The 18730-nt window shown below is 40.6% G+C and carries 18 protein-coding genes and 1 riboswitch; all 18 genes read right to left on the bottom strand.

What is annotated here, in order from left to right:
- Window positions 1-60: 60 nt before the first annotated feature.
- On the bottom strand, window positions 61-864 hold the full coding sequence (locus tag QKW49_RS17730) for a HesA/MoeB/ThiF family protein (RefSeq protein ID WP_282863989.1): 804 nt from the start codon (window positions 862-864) through the stop codon (window positions 61-63).
- A 24-nt stretch (window positions 865-888) separates the two neighbouring features.
- A complete protein-coding gene (gene larE / locus QKW49_RS17725; RefSeq protein ID WP_282863988.1) occupies window positions 889-1695 on the bottom strand; it encodes an ATP-dependent sacrificial sulfur transferase LarE in 807 nt (268 codons plus the stop codon).
- A gap of 125 nt (window positions 1696-1820) precedes the next feature.
- Window positions 1821-2300: an L-2-amino-thiazoline-4-carboxylic acid hydrolase gene (locus QKW49_RS17720; RefSeq protein ID WP_282863987.1), complete on the bottom strand. Its 480-nt coding sequence runs from the start codon at window positions 2298-2300 to the stop codon at window positions 1821-1823.
- Between the two features lie 31 nt (window positions 2301-2331).
- Window positions 2332-3042: an ABC transporter ATP-binding protein gene (locus QKW49_RS17715; protein WP_349239036.1), complete on the bottom strand. Its 711-nt coding sequence runs from the start codon at window positions 3040-3042 to the stop codon at window positions 2332-2334.
- On the bottom strand, window positions 3029-3808 hold the full coding sequence (locus QKW49_RS17710; protein WP_282863985.1) for an ABC transporter ATP-binding protein: 780 nt from the start codon (window positions 3806-3808) through the stop codon (window positions 3029-3031). The genes QKW49_RS17715 and QKW49_RS17710 overlap by 14 nt, the downstream gene beginning before the upstream one ends.
- Window positions 3786-4751 (bottom strand): branched-chain amino acid ABC transporter permease, encoded by a 966-nt coding sequence (locus QKW49_RS17705; RefSeq protein ID WP_282863984.1) that lies wholly within the window; start codon window positions 4749-4751, stop codon window positions 3786-3788. The genes QKW49_RS17710 and QKW49_RS17705 overlap by 23 nt, the downstream gene beginning before the upstream one ends.
- A gap of 6 nt (window positions 4752-4757) precedes the next feature.
- Complete coding sequence (locus tag QKW49_RS17700) at window positions 4758-5636, bottom strand: branched-chain amino acid ABC transporter permease (protein WP_282863983.1); 879 nt, start codon at window positions 5634-5636, stop codon at window positions 4758-4760.
- A gap of 147 nt (window positions 5637-5783) precedes the next feature.
- Entirely contained in the window at window positions 5784-6914 is a 1131-nt protein-coding gene (locus QKW49_RS17695) for an ABC transporter substrate-binding protein (protein ID WP_282863982.1), read from the bottom strand.
- A 328-nt stretch (window positions 6915-7242) separates the two neighbouring features.
- On the bottom strand, window positions 7243-8376 hold the full coding sequence (locus QKW49_RS17690; RefSeq protein ID WP_282863981.1) for a PLP-dependent aspartate aminotransferase family protein: 1134 nt from the start codon (window positions 8374-8376) through the stop codon (window positions 7243-7245).
- Window positions 8373-9524 carry a PLP-dependent aspartate aminotransferase family protein gene (locus QKW49_RS17685; protein WP_282863980.1) on the bottom strand — a complete coding sequence of 384 codons (1152 nt, stop codon included), beginning with the start codon at window positions 9522-9524 and terminating at the stop codon, window positions 8373-8375. Before QKW49_RS17685 ends, QKW49_RS17690 begins: the two co-directional genes overlap by 4 nt.
- A gap of 71 nt (window positions 9525-9595) precedes the next feature.
- Window positions 9596-9695: riboswitch (SAM riboswitch) on the bottom strand.
- A gap of 435 nt (window positions 9696-10130) precedes the next feature.
- On the bottom strand, window positions 10131-10790 hold the full coding sequence (gene phoU / locus QKW49_RS17680; RefSeq protein WP_282863979.1) for a phosphate signaling complex protein PhoU: 660 nt from the start codon (window positions 10788-10790) through the stop codon (window positions 10131-10133).
- 148 nt (window positions 10791-10938) lie between these two features.
- On the bottom strand, window positions 10939-12699 hold the full coding sequence (locus tag QKW49_RS17675) for a two-component system histidine kinase PnpS (protein WP_282863978.1): 1761 nt from the start codon (window positions 12697-12699) through the stop codon (window positions 10939-10941).
- 12 nt (window positions 12700-12711) lie between these two features.
- Complete coding sequence (locus QKW49_RS17670; protein WP_282863977.1) at window positions 12712-13407, bottom strand: response regulator transcription factor; 696 nt, start codon at window positions 13405-13407, stop codon at window positions 12712-12714.
- Window positions 13408-13678: 271 nt separating this feature from the next.
- Window positions 13679-14650: a tRNA dihydrouridine synthase DusB gene (gene dusB, locus QKW49_RS17665; RefSeq protein WP_282863976.1), complete on the bottom strand. Its 972-nt coding sequence runs from the start codon at window positions 14648-14650 to the stop codon at window positions 13679-13681.
- 67 nt (window positions 14651-14717) lie between these two features.
- Window positions 14718-15185 (bottom strand): 6,7-dimethyl-8-ribityllumazine synthase, encoded by a 468-nt coding sequence (gene ribE / locus QKW49_RS17660; RefSeq protein ID WP_282863975.1) that lies wholly within the window; start codon window positions 15183-15185, stop codon window positions 14718-14720.
- A gap of 15 nt (window positions 15186-15200) precedes the next feature.
- Window positions 15201-16421, bottom strand: coding sequence for a bifunctional 3,4-dihydroxy-2-butanone-4-phosphate synthase/GTP cyclohydrolase II (locus QKW49_RS17655; RefSeq protein ID WP_282863974.1), 1221 nt, complete (start codon window positions 16419-16421; stop codon window positions 15201-15203).
- Window positions 16422-16911: 490 nt separating this feature from the next.
- Window positions 16912-17556: a riboflavin synthase gene (gene ribE / locus QKW49_RS17650; RefSeq protein WP_282868172.1), complete on the bottom strand. Its 645-nt coding sequence runs from the start codon at window positions 17554-17556 to the stop codon at window positions 16912-16914.
- A gap of 4 nt (window positions 17557-17560) precedes the next feature.
- Window positions 17561-18658, bottom strand: coding sequence for a bifunctional diaminohydroxyphosphoribosylaminopyrimidine deaminase/5-amino-6-(5-phosphoribosylamino)uracil reductase RibD (gene ribD, locus QKW49_RS17645; protein WP_282863973.1), 1098 nt, complete (start codon window positions 18656-18658; stop codon window positions 17561-17563).
- Between the last annotated feature and the right edge of the window lie 72 nt (window positions 18659-18730).

Below are 18730 nucleotides of genomic sequence, written 5' to 3'. Positions count from 1 at the left end.
TGTCCACATGTTTGATTTTCGAACGATTAAGCACTTTTTCACAGCCTTCTATGAGTTCATTTACACCAGCTTAGATTTACACTTTATCTCATACTCTACCAATTCCGTAACCGTTGGATTTTGACCGCACAGCGGACAATCGTGTCTCCTCTCCCATGGAATTTCACGTATATCCATATCCAACCCCTCAAAAGTCAAAATCCTTCCTGAAAGTGTTTCTCCAATTCCTAAAACCACTTTCACCGCTTCCAATGCCTGCATAGAACCAATGACACCTGTTACCATTCCCAGTATGCCTGTATCATTACAAGTGGCGACTACCCCATCTTGAGGCGGCATAGGGTATAGACATCTGTAACATGGAGATTGATCGGGAATAATGGTCATCAGAATGCCATCAAACCCCAGCACAGCCCCTTCTATCAAAGGCTTCTTCATAAAATAGCAGCAGTCACTGATTATATATCGCGCCGTAAAATTATCTACGGCATCAATGACTACATCATAATTTTCAATGATTTCTTCAATATTGTCAATGGTAGCTCTGCAGACATGTTTGACAACTTTTATGTCAGGATTAAGCCGAAGTAATTTTTCTTCTGCCGAGTCTACTTTTTTCTTGCCGATATCATCTGTGAAATGCAGAATCTGCCTTTGCAAATTTGAGATAGTAACTGTATCAAAATCAACTATGCCGATAGTTCCCACACCTGCTGCCGCAAGATAAGAAAGAATGGGCGACCCCAGTCCGCCGCACCCTATTACAAGCACCTTGGACTTTAATAGTTTTAACTGCCCTTCCAATCCTACTTCTTTAAGTATAATTTGCCTTGAGTATCTTAATTGCTGATTTCTATCCAACACCTTATCACCTACCATCAAATTATATTATGATTTCAGCACTTCATTCATACTTCCGGTACGGTACCCCTCTAAATCCAAACACACATAAGTAAAACCCAGGGTTTTAAAATGCTTGCTCACCGTCCGCATTAAATCTTTATCTAAAAACTTATCAAATTCTTTCTCACCTATTTCGATCCGAGCAGTATCTTCATGGTGGCGTATACGAAGCTGCTTAAATCCCAAATCCATAAGATACTGTTCTGCTTGTTCCACCATAGATAACTTTTCTCTGGTAATCTTATGCCCATAAGGGAATCTGGATGAAAGACATGCAAAAGCAGGCTTATCCCATGTAGGAAGCCCGAGCTGTTTAGACAAAGCGCGAATGTCTTCTTTTCTCAATTTTGCATGCTTCAAAGGACTTACTACCTGCAGTTCCTGTGCTGCCTGCATCCCCGGCCGGTAGTCATTTAGATCATCATAATTTGAACCGTCAGACACATATTGTATTCCTTGTTCTTTCGCAACTTCCCCTACCTTTTGAAACAATTCTTTCTTGCAGTAATAACATCTGTTTGTAGGATTGTCAGAAAACCCTTGAATATCCAGCTCTTCGGATTCTATAACAATATGCCGCGCTCCGATCTCCTCTATATATCTTACCGCTTCATGAAATTCCCTCTCCGGATAAGTGGAAGAACGTGCAGTTACAGCGATAGCCTGATCTCCCAACACATCATAGGCCACCTTAATTAAAAATGTACTGTCTACGCCTCCGGAGTATGCTACTGCAATGCTGCCCAGACTTTTTAAATAATCTTTTAAATCAGTAAACTTTTGTTCTAACATATCTAACAACTCCTTTGATCATATAAACTAGAATATGCGTATATGGACTTTGGGCAGACACAATGCCTGCCCTTCATCATAAATAGGGGATTAATTATTCACTTAAATTCATCAGATAGTTTTCTTTATTTCTTTGTAATAATCAGCTCACATACATCGTCACCATCTGCAATGAGCTTAGAAAATTCAAGCTGCAGATGCGGGAAGTTGCTGACGATTCCATAGTCACCATAGCGTGCAAGCTTACATAGCTTTGAAATTTCCTCATCACTGCACCCCAACTTCTTCCATGATTCTACAAGGGCACAATAATGAAATCTCATAACTCCTTTTTCATCAGTCTTTTCTACTTTCTCCATATCAAAAGCTTTTTCTGCGTAACCGCAGCCAAGCGCATCCACAAACTCACCCGGTGTGTTTACTTCTCCTAATTTTTTTCCTTTACTCTGACCAAATTTTGTGATCGCCTTTTCCGCTATAACCTCAGCATCCCCACCGATTTCTTCCGCTGCTTTCAATAATAGGTAAAACCATGTTGCCCTATCTTCTATCGCAGTACGAAATGCAGTAGTTACTTCACCATAATCAATATTTCTTGGCATCATTCAGACCTCCAAAATCTCATTTATTAATATTCTAAACTGCTTCTCCAAGGTACGCTTCCCGCACCTTATGATTTAGCAAAAGCTCTTTCCCTCTACCTTCCAATACAATGTTTCCTGTTTCCAGCACATACCCACGGTCAGCCACACTTAAAGCCATGGAAGCATTCTGCTCAACCAGAAGAATGGTGACCCCTTGGCTTCTGATCTCTTGGATCAACTCAAATATTTTTTCTACCATAATAGGTGCCAAACCTAAGGACGGCTCATCCAACAAAAGAAGAGAAGGTCTGGACATTAATGCCCTTCCTATCGCCAGCATTTGCTGTTCCCCTCCTGACAGTGTTCCGGCCATCTGATTTTTTCTTTCAAGCAATATCGAAAAAAGGGAGTATACCTGCTTAAATGACGACTCTTTTTCCCACTGCAAGTTTCGGGTATATGCTCCAAGCTCCAAATTCTCCAATACAGTCATTTTCGAAAAAACCTGCCTGCCCTCCGGACAAAGGGCAATTCCTGTCTTTACAAGATTATGCACCGGTTCGCGGGTAATTTTATTATCTTTGAAAAAAATATTTCCGTCACTAGGCGGCTGCACACTGGTAATAGATTTTAACAATGTTGTTTTTCCCGCTCCGTTGCTTCCAACCAAAGCGACGATTTCTCCTTCTTTAACCGTCATGTGAATACCCTGTATCGCATGAACTTTTCCATAATAGGTATGAAGGTTTTCAATGCGCAACATCAGCACCGGCTCCCTTCCCTAGATATGCCTGAATCACTCTGGCATCTTTCCTAACTTCACCAGGGTCACCTTCAGTTAATTTGACTCCATGATCCAAAACAACAATATGGTCTGAAATCTCCATCACCAATTTCATGTCGTGTTCTATTAAAAGCACCGTAATTCCTTCATCAGGAAGCGTCTTAATCAGGAGATTCAGTTCTAGAGTTTCTTGGGGATTCATGCCGGCCGCCGGTTCATCTAAAAGGATAAGCCGTGGCGAAGAAACAATGGCTCTCGCGATTTCAAGTTTTCTCTGCTGACCATAGGGTAAATTCTTAGATATTTCATCCCTTTTATCCAAAAGGCCTACTTTTTGTAATACCCTCTCCGCCTGAAAGACACTTTCTTTTTCTTGTTTATCTCTTTTTTTTGTTTTAATGATAGAATCCCATAAGTTATATGAGATTTTACCTTGAATACCAATTAAAACATTATCTAATACTGTCAGCTCAGAAAAAAGTCGAATATTCTGAAATGTTCTGACAATACCCTTGCGGATAAAATGATGCGTTTTCAATCCTGCAATTTCTTCACCGTCTAAACAGATACTTCCGGAATCAGGGATATAAAAACCGCTTAGCATATTAAACACAGTCGTTTTTCCTGCCCCATTTGGCCCTATAATACTGGTAATCTTACCGATCTGGGCTGCAAAATCAACTTTCTGTACTGCCTTTAATCCGCCAAAGGTCTTGGATAATTCAGTCACTTTTAGTAAGTCCATATTTATCATTTCTCCTTCCTAATACAAAGGATATGTCAAAAGGAATATTCCCCAAAATTCCTTGGGGACGTACCAACATCATAAGAACCAGCGCGAATCCATAGATCAGCATCCGGTATTGGGCAAGGAACCTCAATAACTCGGGAAGTATTACCATGATCACTGCACCTAAAGCTGCACCTGCCAGATTGCCCATCCCTCCTATAATCACCATACTAAGCACGATAATGGATTCGTCAAACGTAAAACTCTGCGGATCAATATAAGATACATAGTGCGCATAAATGCTCCCTGCCATACCCGCGAAAGCTGCACCAATTACAAAAGCGGCAACCTTATGCTTCAGAAGATTGATTCCCATTGCTTCAGCGGCGATATCATCTTCACGAACAGCCAGAAAATTTCTTCCGATCTTAGAATGTAAGATACGGTACATAACAATGAAGGTGATTACTACAAAAATCAATATAAGGTAAAAGTATGACGCATTCGTATCCAAGCTTTTACCAAACAGATTAGGTGCCGGTATTCCCGGCAGCCCCATAGGCCCTCTTGTAAGCGTATCCCAATTGATTAGCACCAATCGTACGATCTCATTAAATCCTAGTGTTGTGATTGCCAGATATCCTCCGCTTAGTTTTAGCGACGGAAGTCCTATCAATAATCCTGCTAAACTTGCCAATACAACCGCTGCAGGCATAGTTACCCAAAAAGAAATGCCATAACTTAATGAAAGTAATGCGGACGTATATGCGCCTATCCCATAAAATGCAGCATGGCCAAGTGAAATCTGTCCTGTAATGCCTGTAACCAGATTCAGGCTAAGTGCAAGAATAATATAAATCCCTGCCATCACCGCAATTCTTAATATATAATCTCCTAATCCAATGAAAGGTAATAATAATATAAATGCTGCACCAATAAAAAATATGATTTTTTTCATCGCTTCCTACACCTTTCTTTGAAAAGGTTTGCCTAACAACCCGCTAGGTTTAAATAATAACACCAATATCAGGATAGAAAATGCTACCGCGTCACGGTAGCCGGCATGAATATATCCCGCTGCCATAATCTCACTTACTCCTATTAAAAGACCTCCCAGCATAGCTCCCGGCAATACTCCAATCCCACCGAGGACAGCTGCCGAAAACGCCTTCAACCCTGCCATGTAGCCAATCCCCGGATCAACGGTCTGATAATACATGCCTACTAATATTCCCGAAACAGCAGCAATAGCAGCTCCTAGAAAGAATGTAAAAGATACTACTCTATCAATGGAAATACCCATCAAGGCAGCAGCTTCCATATTCTGTGCAGTCCCTCTCATCGCTTTACCCATCTTTGTATATTTAATGAAAAAGTGAATCGATATCATCATCAACAGCGAAAAGGCCAATATAAACAGTTGTATATATGCGATGTCAGTACCTAATACAGATAAGTACTTACCTTTTAATATAGTAGGAAAGCCTTTGGTTTCTGAACCCAACAGCAGCATAACGCCATTTTGAAGTATGATAGAAACACCTATGGTACTAATAAGTGCCGTAATCTTAGCCGCTTTTTTTATTCTTAGCGGTTTCAACGTGAGTTTCTCCAAGATATATCCGAGTGCGCCGGTTACCAATATCGCGAGTAAAAAAGCTGCTATGATATTTACGTTAAACATTACCACCAATACATAAAACAGAAACGCGCCTGTCATATAAACAGAACCGTGAGAAAAATTAATCAGTTCCAAGATCCCGAATACCATTGTATATCCTATTGCCGTAAGCGCATAAGTACTGCCAAGAGTAATACCGTTAATTAATTGCTGGAAGAACATATTCATCACCTAAATCAATTTATAGATAAAAAACTAAATACTTTGTAACACAGGGACTGTTCTTTAATTAGCTGAAAATGTTCAGACAGAAGAACCGTCCCCATGTCTTTCGACAGAAGAACCGTCCCCATGTCTTTTCATCTTTTTTTATTCTACTAACATAAACTTGCCGCCCTCAATTTTTAAAACTACCACTTCTTTTTCAACATCTCTATTTTCATTAAAGCTGGTCTTGCCGGTAATCCCATCGTAATCTTTCACTTGTGCAAGGGCATCGCGGATGGCTTTTCTATCGGTACCACCAACTTCTATCGCTTGTGCAAGTATTCCGATTGTATCGTATGCAACTGCGGCAAATTGATCCGGTTCTACACCATAAGCTTGTTTGTATGCTTCAACAAAGCTCTTTACTTTTTCACTCGGATCCTGCGGGAAAAAGTTACTTGTAAGGTATACACCTTCTGCCGCTTCGCCTGCCATCTTGATTAATTGCTCATTGTTTAAAGAACTCGGTCCCAATATGGTAACATCAAATTGCAACTGCTTTGCCTGCTGTAAGATGAGTCCTGTATCCGAATACATGGCCGCGATAAACAATAAATCAGGCTGCAACTCTTTTATCTTGGTCAACGTCGGTGTAAAATCCTTTGTTTGCCCGCCTATAAACGGTTCTGAGGCAACGATATCCGCACCTAATGCTTTTGCTTTTCCTTCGAATTTATCTTTTGTTACTACACCCCAATCATTGTTGATATATATGACTGCAATCTTCTTCTTATTTAAGGAATTCACTGCATATTCTGCAAGGATAGGCCCTTCGATTGCCTGCGTATTGATATTTCTGAACATATACTCACCTTGAGATGTAAACTCCGGATGTGATGAAGTAGGTGAGAATTCTACCAATCCGCCTTTTAAGTAAATAGGTGCTGCCGCCATACTCGGCGTGCTTCCAAAATGTCCGATTACGGCAGAAAACTTCTTATCGGATACAAGCTTCTGCGCGATATTTGTTGCTTCTTTCGCATCATTTTTATCGTCAAATATTTCTATATTGATTTTAGCGCCTTTGACTCCGCCTTTTTCATTGATGGATTTGACATGTAGATCGATTGCCTTTTTAAAACTTTCTCCATACTGTGCGTAATCTCCGGTAAATGGTGCTGCTACTGCAATGTTGATTTGTTCTTGTGATACGGATTTTGTCTCTTGTGTGCTGCATCCGGCCAATACCAGCATCAGACTTAGTATAGTAATTATAATAATTTTCTTGTTCATGAGAACACCCTCCTATTTCATAGTATTTTTATATGTTTACTATGTATTGATACCTATTTTACACAGAGTCAGTAATAATGTCAATAGTTTTTCAGAATAATATCTTAAATCCCTATATGTTTAGTATGGATTAAAATATATTTAGCATTTCTATTGTGCGCACAGATTTCATATCTGCCCTTGAATACTCCGATAACTTATTCGGGTGGATATGGAATCCACCCCTACCAAAGCTTAGCTGTTAGCATTCTATATAACTTGCCAGATTGTACATGTAAAGCTCACCATCTACATATTTCACTTAATTGCAACCTTAGAAGTTACTGTATCATGATATTCCTCTAGCGAGGTCTTCCATTAAGTCATCAGCTTCTTCCAATCCCACAGAAAGCCGGATTAATGTATTGGTAATGCCCAATCTTTCCCTCTCTACTTCAGGCATGGCAGCATGAGACATCTTTACAGGATACGACAATATGGACTCTACTCCTCCCAGACTGACAGCCACTGCCCATAGCTTAACATTCTTCATAATTGCCTTTGTAACTTCTTCAGAAACCGCTTTAAATGAAAGCACCGCACCGGCGCCTGATGCCTGACCGGCATGAATATGAAAACCCTTATGGGATTCTAATCCAGGGTAATAAACCTCTTCCACCCAAGATTGCTGCTGAAGCCATTTTGCGATTTCTCCCGCTGATTTTTGCTGCATTTCCATCCTGGCCCTTAACGTCTTAATCCCTCTATGCAGCAGCCAGCAATCATGAGGCCCCAGTATTGCCCCGTAGCCATTTTGAACAAAGTATATCTTTTTAGCAAGATCTTCGCGGTCGGTAACAACCACTCCGCCGATTACATCGCTATGACCTCCCAGAAATTTTGTGGCGCTGTGGATGGAAATATCTATCCCTAATTCCAACGGACGCTGAAGGTAAGGTGACATGAAAGTATTGTCGATCATAGTAATTAAACCATGTTTTTTCGCTATGTCCACGGCAGCCTTCAAATCCGCAATTTTTAATAAAGGATTGGACGGAGTTTCCAGGAAGATTGCCTTCGTATGATCCTTGACAGCAGCTTCGATATGATTGGCATCCTGCATATCCACAAAACTTACCTCTATTCCAAACTCAGTGAAAAAACTCGTGAGCATACGGTAAGTCCCCCCATAGATATCTTCCGGAGCGATAATATGGTCTCCGGGACGGAATATCGATAACACTGACGATACCGCAGCGATTCCCGATGAGAAAGCATATCCGTAACGTCCTCCTTCCAGCGCTGCTACTGTTTTCTCCAGTGCTTCTCTTGTAGGATTACCGGACCGGCCGTAATCATATTTTCCCGGCTGCTCTATATCGTGCTGATGATATGTGGAAGCTTGATAAATAGGAATGCTGATTGCCCCGGTATGGGCGTCCACTTCATTACCATTGTGTAATATTTTTGTACCGTATTTCATATACTGTTTCCTCCCTCTATAGCTTGTTTCAAATCGTATATTAAGTCATCCGCATCCTCTATCCCTACCGAGAATCTTAACAAGTCCTCGGTCACGCCAATCTGATCTCTGATTTCCTTTGGAATATCACCGTGTGTCTGCTTGGCAGGATAGGTAATGAGGCTTTCTACTCCTCCAAGACTTTCTGCGAAAGAAATCAGTTTAACACCATTGACTATTTTCTCCACAAATGCGGTATCTGTCACTTTGAATGAAACCATGGCACCAAATCCCTTTGCTTGTGTCTTCAATATCTCATGCCCGGCATGTGCCGCTATGCCTGGATAATATACTTTACTGACCTCAGGTCTTTCATTAAGCCAGTTGGCGATCTTCAAAGCATTTTCTTGCTGCCGTTCCATCCTTAAAGCCAGCGTCTTAATGCCTCTAATAATCAGCCAACTATCCTGCGGCCCTAGTACATTCCCTGTTGAGTTTTGAATAAAACCTATTTTTTCACATATTTCAGGGTTAGCAGCTACCACAATCCCTCCAAGAACATCGTTATGTCCTCCAAGATACTTCGTTGCGCTATGCAGTACAATGTCTGCGCCCATCTTGATAGGCTGCAGCAAGTAAGGCGTCATGAAAGTATTATCTACAATTGTTAACATATTATTACTTTTCGCAAGAGAAGCAACCCCTGTAATATCAGTGATTTTCATCAGCGGATTGGAGGGACTCTCAATAAATATCGCTTTTGTTTTACCTGGGTCAATTGCCTCGGCTACCTTGCTAAGATCTGAAGTATCTATATAACGGGCGGTAACCCCATATCTGCCAAAAACTTTTTCCAATAATCTATATGTGCCTCCATATAAATCGTCGGACACGATAAGATGATCGCCTGGGGATAAAAGCATCAATACTGCCGTTACAGCTGCCATACCCGTTGAAAAGGCATAGCCTCTACATCCTTCTTCCAATAACGCGGCAGTATCTTCCAGTACCTTTCGGGTGGGATTAGCGGTTCTGCTGTAATCATACCCGGTGGATACGCCTAACGCCGGATGACGGAAAGTCGTACTATGGTATATCGGAACGCTAATAGAGCCTTTCTCCGGGTCAGCGCCAATCCCTGCTTGCGCAACAATAGTTTCGATTTTCATTAATGTGTTCCCCTTTCATCAAAATAAATAAAACAAAACCTCCTATCCTGCAATTGAGAATAGGAGGTCTCTTCTCATCTTCCAGAATTTCTTCTGACGGATTTGGCACCAATGCTTCATGCTGGTTGCCGGGCTTCACAGGGCCGCTCCCTCCACCTCTCTTGATAAGTGTGCCATATTAAATTTCATTCTTTTATGTCAGTCTTTACAAGAACATTATAAATTATTTTAATATCTAATTATTCCTATATGTTTAGTATGATTTTAGCGCATATTTATTTATTTGTCAACAGTTATTATTACCATTGTTACCGAATTAAGCTTTTCAGCATTTCTTCAGAACCATCGAAAAAGTAATGGCGCTCGAAAATCCGGTCAGGGCTAGGGGCAGGCCTCGTGTCTGCCCACAGAGCATAGCTCGGGCAGACACAAGGCCTGCCCCTACATTAACTATAATAACTTGATTGATTATAAAAAGATTGACAAACTGTGACTACTGAAAAAGTGCTGATTGGTCATCTTAAATCATCGAATCACTCATGTCCATTCATCACTATTCGTTATTCACTGTCCATTGTACATTGTCCATTGTACATTTTTTCCGGTCTATCCATTCAAACTTTCATGCTGCCCCGTAATAATATAAATTACCCATTCCCCAATATTCGTAGCATGATCAGCGATTTTTTCGATATACTTTACAATTAATATAAATATGGTTGCCTGATTGATACATTGCGGATTTTTTCTCATCAACTGTTGAAGATCATCAACAATCAACTCAAAATAATCATCTACCTCTTTATCCTTCATACATACTTGCTGCGCAGCCGCTACGTCATTATTGATATATGCATCTATGGCATTCTTAACCATTTCACGGGCGGTTTTAGCCATTTTAGGTATATCAATGAGTGGTTTGATATATTCTTCATCGGCGATTTGTAATATTAGCTCACTAATATCCGCCGAATGGTCTGCAATTCTTTCAAGGTCAGTAATCATCTTGAGTATGGAGGTAATAAGCCTTAGGTCTTTAGCGATAGGCTGTTGGGTTGCAATCAACTTAATACATTTTGTTTCTATGGTTCTTTCCATCTCATCAATTTGGTCATCTTGTTCAATAACCCGTTGCGCCAATTCTTTATCTTTCTGCTTTAACGCATGAATAGCCTCTTCTATCGACTTTTCCACTAAGCTCGCCATCCTCACAACGTCCAAATGCAACTGCCGCAAATTCTCATCAAATACATGCCTTGTAGCCATCGGCCTCTCTCCTTGAAGAACTTTTATTATTTCACTGTTCCTTCATATTATACACCGCCAATATTACTATATATTTTCTTGCGTGTTAAGTTTTTGTAAATAATTCATATTCATTGGGGGCCTACGTTTTTATTCCACAGCTATTTGCTCAAATCGCTATTGGCAGCCGGATTATAAACTCAGTCCCTTTTCCTACTTCACTCTCAACATTTAATTCACCATTATACAGGTTAACAATATGCTTTACAATGGATAATCCCAAACCGGTTCCCCCTTGATTTCGTGAGCGGCCTTTATCTACTCTGTAAAAACGTTCAAACAGCCTTGGAATATGCTCTTTCGAAATCCCTATTCCACTGTCGGTAATATGAAATTCTACTGTTTTTCCAATCTTTACGCATGTTATTTCTACAATTCCTCCGGGGTTGTTATACTTTATGCCGTTATCTATTAAATTAATTAGCATTTGCTTTAATCTGTCCTTATTTACGCGAACTTTAGAAATTTGTGGGTCTACATGATGCTTTATCCGGATATTCTTCTTAGCTGCACTTTGAAATACCACATTCATTGCTTCTTCAATAATATCATGTAAATCATAGTCATCGATACGGACATCTTGTTTCATGGTTTCAATTTCTGACAGTTCGAGAATATCCTCAATCAGCGTAGTTAGCCGTTCTGCCTCTATATCAATGATATCAAGAAATCGCTCCGCAACATCCTCATCATGAATCGCACCGTTTTTAAGGGTATCAATAAAACCTTTTATTGACGTAAGAGGAGTTTTTAATTCATGGGTAACATTGGATACAAAGTCACTGCGCATTTGCTCCAGCTTTTTTATGTTTGTAACATCCTGAATGATAATCAGGGTCCCCATGACTTGAGCCTTCTCGGTTTTTTCGCCAATGGGCGAACGGTAAACCTTATAATATCTGTCATCATACTGAATATCCAGCATTTGCTGCTTTTCGTCTTCAAAAGAATCATTGTATTGTCTTAGAAATTGGTTAAACACATGATTTCGAATTACAAGAAGAATATTTTCACCTATAATTTTCTTATTGGTAATATCAAACATTTCTATCGCAGTTTTATTGATAAGCATGACCCGGTTATCTTTGTCTAACGCGATCAACCCGCCAATCATACTGTTTATAATAGTCTCCAGCTCTACATTCTTTTTCCAGAGCTGCGTGATTGTCTTATCCAGCTCATTTCTCATGTATACAAATGATTTGGCAAGCTCGCCGATTTCATTGGTTGCTTCTATATTTATTGTTCCTTTAAAATTTCCTCTAGCGATATTTTTAGCGAAAGTGGATAGCTGCCTAATAGGCTTTGTAAATTTATTGGTAAATTGAACTCCTAAAAGACTGGCTGCAACAAACGCCACTAAAATACCGAATATGATATATGAAACCATCTTCTTTCTGATGTCATTAATATCATCTATTGGAATGGATAGTCTCACGACGATGGTTTCAGGTTCTAATTCTACACGCATTGCAATATATTTCAAATACGTACCGATGGAGGTACTAAAACGAGTACTCTCACCTGTTCCTTTTTCAAAAGCTTGTATGATTTCCGGGCGGTTTGCATGGTTTTCCAACGTTGTATAATCTGTCGATGAATCCCCCAGCACTTTTCCTTCCCTACTCACAAATGTTACCCTGGTTTTTGTAATTTCACCATATTTTAAAGCTACATTGTTGAGCACCTCATAATCATTTGATACACCCATAGATAATAGTTCCATTCTTACCAGTTGACCAATCACCGTTAACTTGTTCTTTACTTCCGAAGTATAATGTTTTTGTGCCACCTGGTAAGAAAAAATTCCTGTAATCAAGGTTCCCAGTAATATCATAAGGACATAATTGATCATGATCTTCTTTTGCATAGACCTATACCCCTATTCTTTCAACTTATAGCCGACTCCCCGTACCGTTTCAATATAATTTTCCGCTTCGTCCTCAAGCAGCTTCCTTAAGTGCCTGATATGAACATCCACAGTCCTTGTCTCCCCGCAATAATCATATCCCCATATTTTATCCAGAAGTACATCCCTAGATAGTACATGTCCTTTATTAACAGCTAAGATTCTTAATAACTCAAATTCTTTTAAAGTCAACTGCAGCAGTTTTGTTCCCTTATAAACTTCACGTTTATTTAAATGAATCATAATATCCTTAATCTGAATGGTTCCGTTTTCATTTTGAACTTCCGGCTCATAATGAGACCTTCTGAGCACTGCTTTGATACGAGCCACCAATTCTCTCACACTGAAGGGTTTTGTGATATAATCATCCGCCCCCATTTCCAAACCAAGCACCCTATCGAACTCTTCACCTTTTGCGGTAAGCATAATGATAGGTATGTTTTTCGTCTCGTCCATAGAACGAAGTTTCCTGCAGACATCCAAACCATCCATACCCGGCAGCATCAAATCTAATAAAATCATATCCGGTTTACCGGCTTTAAGTTTAACTAATAATTCTTCTCCCGTCTCGGAAACGGTCACATCAAATCCGTTCTTCTCCAAGTTATATTTTATCAACTCACAAATATGCATCTCATCTTCTACTACAAAAATCTGCTTCTTATCCAATGCATTCACCCCTATCTTGCATCAATTATTTTTATTGGCCTTTATTAACTATCATTTTAACACAATCCCCGCACAAGTTTAATACCTATTTAAACATAAAAAAAGGATGCGCCTAAAACACACCCACTTTCACTATACTATTCACTATACTATTCACTATACTATTCACTATACTATTCACTATTCATTATTCACTATTCATTATTCACTATTCACTATTCATTATTCACTATTCACTATTCATTATTCACTATTCATTATTCACTATTCATTAAAGATCTGGCTGCTCTGATATGAACCGGTACAGCAATGTTTCCATTTCATCAACAGTTACAATTTTATTGACCGCTTCTTTTACGCGAGACCCATTCCTCAATCCCTTTATATACCATGCTACATGCTTTCTGGCTTCTCTAATTCCAACATATTCACCTTTGTATTTAACCAGCAGGCGCACATTTTCGATGGCTTTCTGAATTTTTTGCTCAGCTGACGGTTCCGGCAGAAGTTCTCCGGTTTTTAAATAATGGATGGCTCTGCTAAAAATCCACGGATTCCCCTGTGCGCCCCGGCCGATCATGATCCCGTCACACCCAGTATGTAATAGTATTTTTTTTGCATCCTCGGGGTTTGAAATATCACCATTCCCAATCACCGGAATGCTTACTCGCTCTTTTACCTTTTTTATAATATCCCAGTCTGCATTTCCACTATAGAACTGCTCCCGCGTACGCCCATGTACGGTTACTGCCTTCGCCCCGTTCTCTTCCGCTATTGCAGCAATTTCTACCGCATTGACAGTGTTGGCATCCCAACCCTTGCGTATTTTTACTGTCACAGGCAGACCAACGGCACCCGATACTGTCTTTACAATTCTGCCCACCAATGCAGGATTGGTCATTAGCGCCGACCCTTCCCCATTCTTAATGATTTTGGGTGTCGGACATCCCATATTAATATCTATAATACTCGCTCCTGTTGACACCGCATCATTAGCTATTCTAGCCATGATATCCGGATCCGAACCGAAAATCTGCACCGCTACCGGTTTCTCCCTATCATCTATTTGAAGTAATACTTCTGTTTTTTTATCCTGGTAATACAAACCCTTTGCGCTTACCATTTCGGTATATACCAAACCGCATCCTTGTTCCTTGCACAACAAACGAAAAGGCAAATCGGTAACACCGGCCATTGGTGCAAGAAACACATTGTTTTGCAGCTTTACATTTCCTATTTGCATAGTATCCTCCCAAAAAAGTGATGATAGTATTTTAACACATCGGTAACGGTTTTTAAATAATATTCTGTTATAGGCTTTTCAGCAAATTAGCCATTTCAATGGCTGTTACAGCAGCGTCCCATCCTTTATTTCCTGCCTTAGTACCTGCTCTTTCTATGGCTTGTTCAATGGTATCGGTCGTAAGTACCCCAAATATCACAGGAAGATCCGAATCCAATGAAACTTTTGCAATCCCTTTGCTTACTTCGGCAGCCACATAATCAAAATGAGGCGTCGATCCCCTTATGATAGCACCTAAACATATAACAGCATCATACTTTTGACCGGATGCCATCTTTTTTGCGGCCAATGGAATTTCAAAAGCGCCCGGAACCCAACTTACTTCAATATCGTTTTCTTGCGCGCCATGACGTACCAATGCGTCCAATGCTCCTGACAATAATTTTGAGCCGATAAACTCGTTAAATCTTCCTACTACAACACCAAATTTCAGCCCTTGTGCAACTAGATTTCCTTCATACGTTTTTACCATCATGATACTTCCTCCTAATTATTTATTTGCATGCTGATGGAACATGGTATCCAACATATGTCCCATTTTTTCATGCTTTGTTCTTAAATAGTATTCATTTTCCTGATTGTACGGTATTTCAATAGGCACTCTCTCTACAATCTCCAAATCGTACCCTTCCAAGCCAACCAGTTTTTTCGGGTTGTTTGTCATAAGCCGCATCCTTCTTACCCCTAGATCTACCAAAATCTGCGCCCCTGTGCCATAATCCCGCAAGTCAGCCGGAAAGCCGAGTGCTAAATTGGCTTCAACAGTATCTTTCCCCTGATCTTGCAGTTCATATGCCCGGATTTTGTTTACAAGCCCGATGCCTCTGCCTTCCTGACGCATATACAACAGAACACCTTTCCCTGCGTCATTTATTTGTTTGAGTGCTGTGCCCAATTGGTTTCCGCAATCACAGCGCATGGATCCGAAGGCATCCCCGGTAAGACATTCGGAATGTACTCTTACCAGAACAGTTTCATCAGGACGAATATCCCCTTTTACTAATGCGACATGATGCTCTCCATTTACGGAATTTTCATACGCATAGATCATAAATTCTCCGTAGGCGGTGGGCATCTTGGCCACTGCAGCCCTTCTTACCATCTTTTCTTGTTTTCTTCTATAACGAACCAATTCAGCAATGGTAATAATCTTTAGATTGTGTTGCTTGGCATATTCCATTAGCTGCGGTACCCTTGCCATGGTGCCGTCATCATTCATAATCTCGCAAATCACGCCCGCAGGATAAAGACCTGCCATTATTGGTAAGTCTACTGCAGCTTCCGTATGCCCGGTTCGGCTTAGCACGCCCCCTTCTTTTGCAATAAGAGGAAAAATATGCCCGGGGCGAATCAAATCTTCCGGCTTTGTCTCTTGGCTAATAATTGCTTTGACGGTATCTGCTCGCTCAAATGCCGAAATTCCGGTAGCCACCCCCTTCACATCCACCGAAACCGTGAAAGCAGTTTCTCTGGCATCAGTGCTTCTCATAACCATGGCGTTTAATCCCAATTCTGTGCCTCTCTGCTCGGTAATGGGCGCACAGATAAGACCTCGACCGTATTTTGCCATAAAATTAATAGCCTCCGGAGTAGCTTTTTCGGCCGCCATTAAAAGGTCTCCTTCGTTCTCCCTGTCCTCATCATCCACAACAATAATCATCTTGCCTTGCTTAATATCTTCAACGGCTTCTTCTATCGTATTGAATTTCATAAGTTCACGCTCCTTTTCTAGTTCACGGTTCACAGAATAAAAACCAGTAAAAAAGTGCTTCATCTATATATGTCACACTAAGTACATTACATACTCGTTCAAGAACGGGAACGTGACACGGGGACGGTTCTCCTGTCACCCAAAATCGTTGTGACATGAAAACCGTCCCCATGTCACATTCTTTCTTTTGTGCCTGACTGTAATATACATAGTGTTATTTATATAGATAAAAAACCTTCAAGTTATTATTAAATTCTTGTTTCAATATATCTGTTTTATTATTGTAGGGGTGGACGACCCTGTCCACCCGCTGTGCTATTACCTCATCTGCGGGCGGATATTGAATCCGCCCCTACGAAATCTTAACTGTCAGCGTAATATATACCTTGTTAATTACAAGTTTAAGGTTCGTTATCTGTAGTTATCTTATGCTCTTGATCATTGTCCATTGTCCATTTTTTCACTATTCACTATTCGTTGTTCACTGCTCTTAAAATCCGTTTTCCATCAAAAAGTCCATCGTAATTCCTTTACTCTGGCCCTGGGCTCTATTCGTCATCAGTTTCTCAATGTATTTCCCCAATATATCGCATTCCAGATTTACTATATCCCCGATGTTTTTTAAAGACAAAATGGTGACGTCCGCCGTATGCGGGATTAACGATACCTTAAAACCTTTTTCATCAACAATGGCTACTGTGAGGCTGGTCCCGTCTATCGCAATCGAACCTTTATTAACGATATGTCTCATAATGTCCTGGTGCGCTGAGATCCCTATCCATATGGCATTTCCTTCACGTTTTTTTTCAATAATTGTCCCGGTCCCGTCGATATGCCCGGTTACAAAGTGTCCTCCCAGTCTCCCATCTGCTCTAAGGGCCCTTTCCAAGTTTAACTTACTTCCTGCTTTTAGACTGTTTAGGCTGGTTTTTCTTAAGGTTTCAGGCATCACATCTGCCGTAAAAGAATCCGGATATAACTTTGTTACCGTTAAACATACGCCATTGGTTGAAATACTATCTCCAATATGTACATCTTCCAATATATTTCGGCAGTAAATACTTAGCTTAATGCTCTGAGTTCCGAACTCTATGCCTTTGACTTTTCCTATTTCTTCTACTATTCCTGTAAAAATATGATCACCCCTTCCTAAAGTAACCTTCTATGAGAAGATCCTGCTCAAATTGTTTTACATTGGTATGATAGATCTGCCATGCATCTTTCACTTTTTCCACACCCTTTCCACCGATGGGACCGGGTGCCTGCACTCCGCCGATAAGCTTAGGTGCGATAAACACCAGCGCTTTATCTACAATGCCGGCCTCTATCGCTGCTGCATTTAGCGTACTGCCTCCTTCCAGCAGTACACTGTCAATCCCCAAATCGTATAGCTGTACCATCAAACCTTGAAGATCTACCTTCCCTTCCCCTGAACCGGATTTTATCACTTTCGCGCCTTTGCCTTTCAGCATCTCCTCTTTTTCCCGGGAGATAAGATCTGTTGTAGCGATGAAAGTTTGCGCATCCGACCTGATGTTCAGTACATTGCTCTCTATTGGTATCGTTCCCTTACTGTCTACAATAATTCTAACAGGGTCACTGCTTTTCTTATCTTCTAGCCGTGTATTCAAGGAGGGGTTATCAGCCTTGACAGTATTTACGCCTACCATAATTGCCGCCACACGGTCACGGATTTCATGTACATACCGGCGGGCACCTTCTCCGGTAATCCATTTTGAATCACCGGTACGCGCAGCAATCTTTCCGTCCAAACTCATAGCGTATTTCATCATGACAAACGGGAGCTTTCGAGTAATATATTTGATAAATATTTCATTAAGCTCTTTTGCCTCTTTTTCCATAATGCCTACGTCTACGTCGATTCCCGCTTCTTTCAGCATATTTAACCCTCTGCCGCTTACCTTAGGATTAGGGTCTGTCATCGCAACAATGACTTTTGAAACGCCGGCTTCAATAAGCGCTTTTGCGCAAGGCGGAGTTCGACCATAGTGGGAACATGGTTCAAGCGTGACATAAATCTCCGCCCCTTTTGCCTTATCACCGGCCCGATTAAGTGCATTCACTTCCGCATGATAACTGCCGATTTTTTCATGCGCACCTTCTCCTACAATCACACCATTTTTTACAATCACAGCGCCTACCAGAGGATTGGGATTTGTTCTTCCCCATCCTTTTTTGGCTAACTCCAACGCTCTTTTCATATACTTTTCATTCATATCACTCACCTCAAAAAATCAACAAAAAAAGTTCCTGAAGTATAGTTTTTACTTCAGGAACCTTTTATATAA

This window comes from Petroclostridium sp. X23 (genome assembly GCF_030013905.1).
GTDB lineage: Bacteria > Bacillota > Clostridia > SK-Y3 > SK-Y3 > X23.
Note: the sequence above shows the minus strand (reverse complement) of the source record. Positions and strands in the feature narration are given on the sequence as shown.

Bases quoted from the DNA above. Each gene is read 5' to 3' on its own strand.
- larE (WP_282863988.1), bottom strand. From the start codon at position 1,695: ATGTTAGAACAAAAGTTTACTGATTTAAAAGATTATTTAAAAAGTCTG.
- QKW49_RS17720 (WP_282863987.1), bottom strand. From the start codon at position 2,300: ATGATGCCAAGAAATATTGATTATGGTGAAGTAACTACTGCATTTCGT.
- QKW49_RS17715 (WP_349239036.1), bottom strand. From the start codon at position 3,042: ATGTTGCGCATTGAAAACCTTCATACCTATTATGGAAAAGTTCATGCG.
- QKW49_RS17710 (WP_282863985.1), bottom strand. From the start codon at position 3,808: ATGGACTTACTAAAAGTGACTGAATTATCCAAGACCTTTGGCGGATTA.
- QKW49_RS17705 (WP_282863984.1), bottom strand. From the start codon at position 4,751: ATGAAAAAAATCATATTTTTTATTGGTGCAGCATTTATATTATTATTA.
- QKW49_RS17700 (WP_282863983.1), bottom strand. From the start codon at position 5,636: ATGTTCTTCCAGCAATTAATTAACGGTATTACTCTTGGCAGTACTTAT.
- QKW49_RS17695 (WP_282863982.1), bottom strand. From the start codon at position 6,914: ATGAACAAGAAAATTATTATAATTACTATACTAAGTCTGATGCTGGTA.
- QKW49_RS17690 (WP_282863981.1), bottom strand. From the start codon at position 8,376: ATGAAATACGGTACAAAAATATTACACAATGGTAATGAAGTGGACGCC.
- QKW49_RS17685 (WP_282863980.1), bottom strand. From the start codon at position 9,524: ATGAAAATCGAAACTATTGTTGCGCAAGCAGGGATTGGCGCTGACCCG.
- phoU (WP_282863979.1), bottom strand. From the start codon at position 10,790: ATGGCTACAAGGCATGTATTTGATGAGAATTTGCGGCAGTTGCATTTG.
- QKW49_RS17675 (WP_282863978.1), bottom strand. From the start codon at position 12,699: ATGCAAAAGAAGATCATGATCAATTATGTCCTTATGATATTACTGGGA.
- dusB (WP_282863976.1), bottom strand. From the start codon at position 14,650: ATGCAAATAGGAAATGTAAAGCTGCAAAACAATGTGTTTCTTGCACCA.
- ribE (WP_282863975.1), bottom strand. From the start codon at position 15,185: ATGATGGTAAAAACGTATGAAGGAAATCTAGTTGCACAAGGGCTGAAA.
- QKW49_RS17655 (WP_282863974.1), bottom strand. From the start codon at position 16,421: ATGAAATTCAATACGATAGAAGAAGCCGTTGAAGATATTAAGCAAGGC.
- ribD (WP_282863973.1), bottom strand. From the start codon at position 18,658: ATGAATGAAAAGTATATGAAAAGAGCGTTGGAGTTAGCCAAAAAAGGA.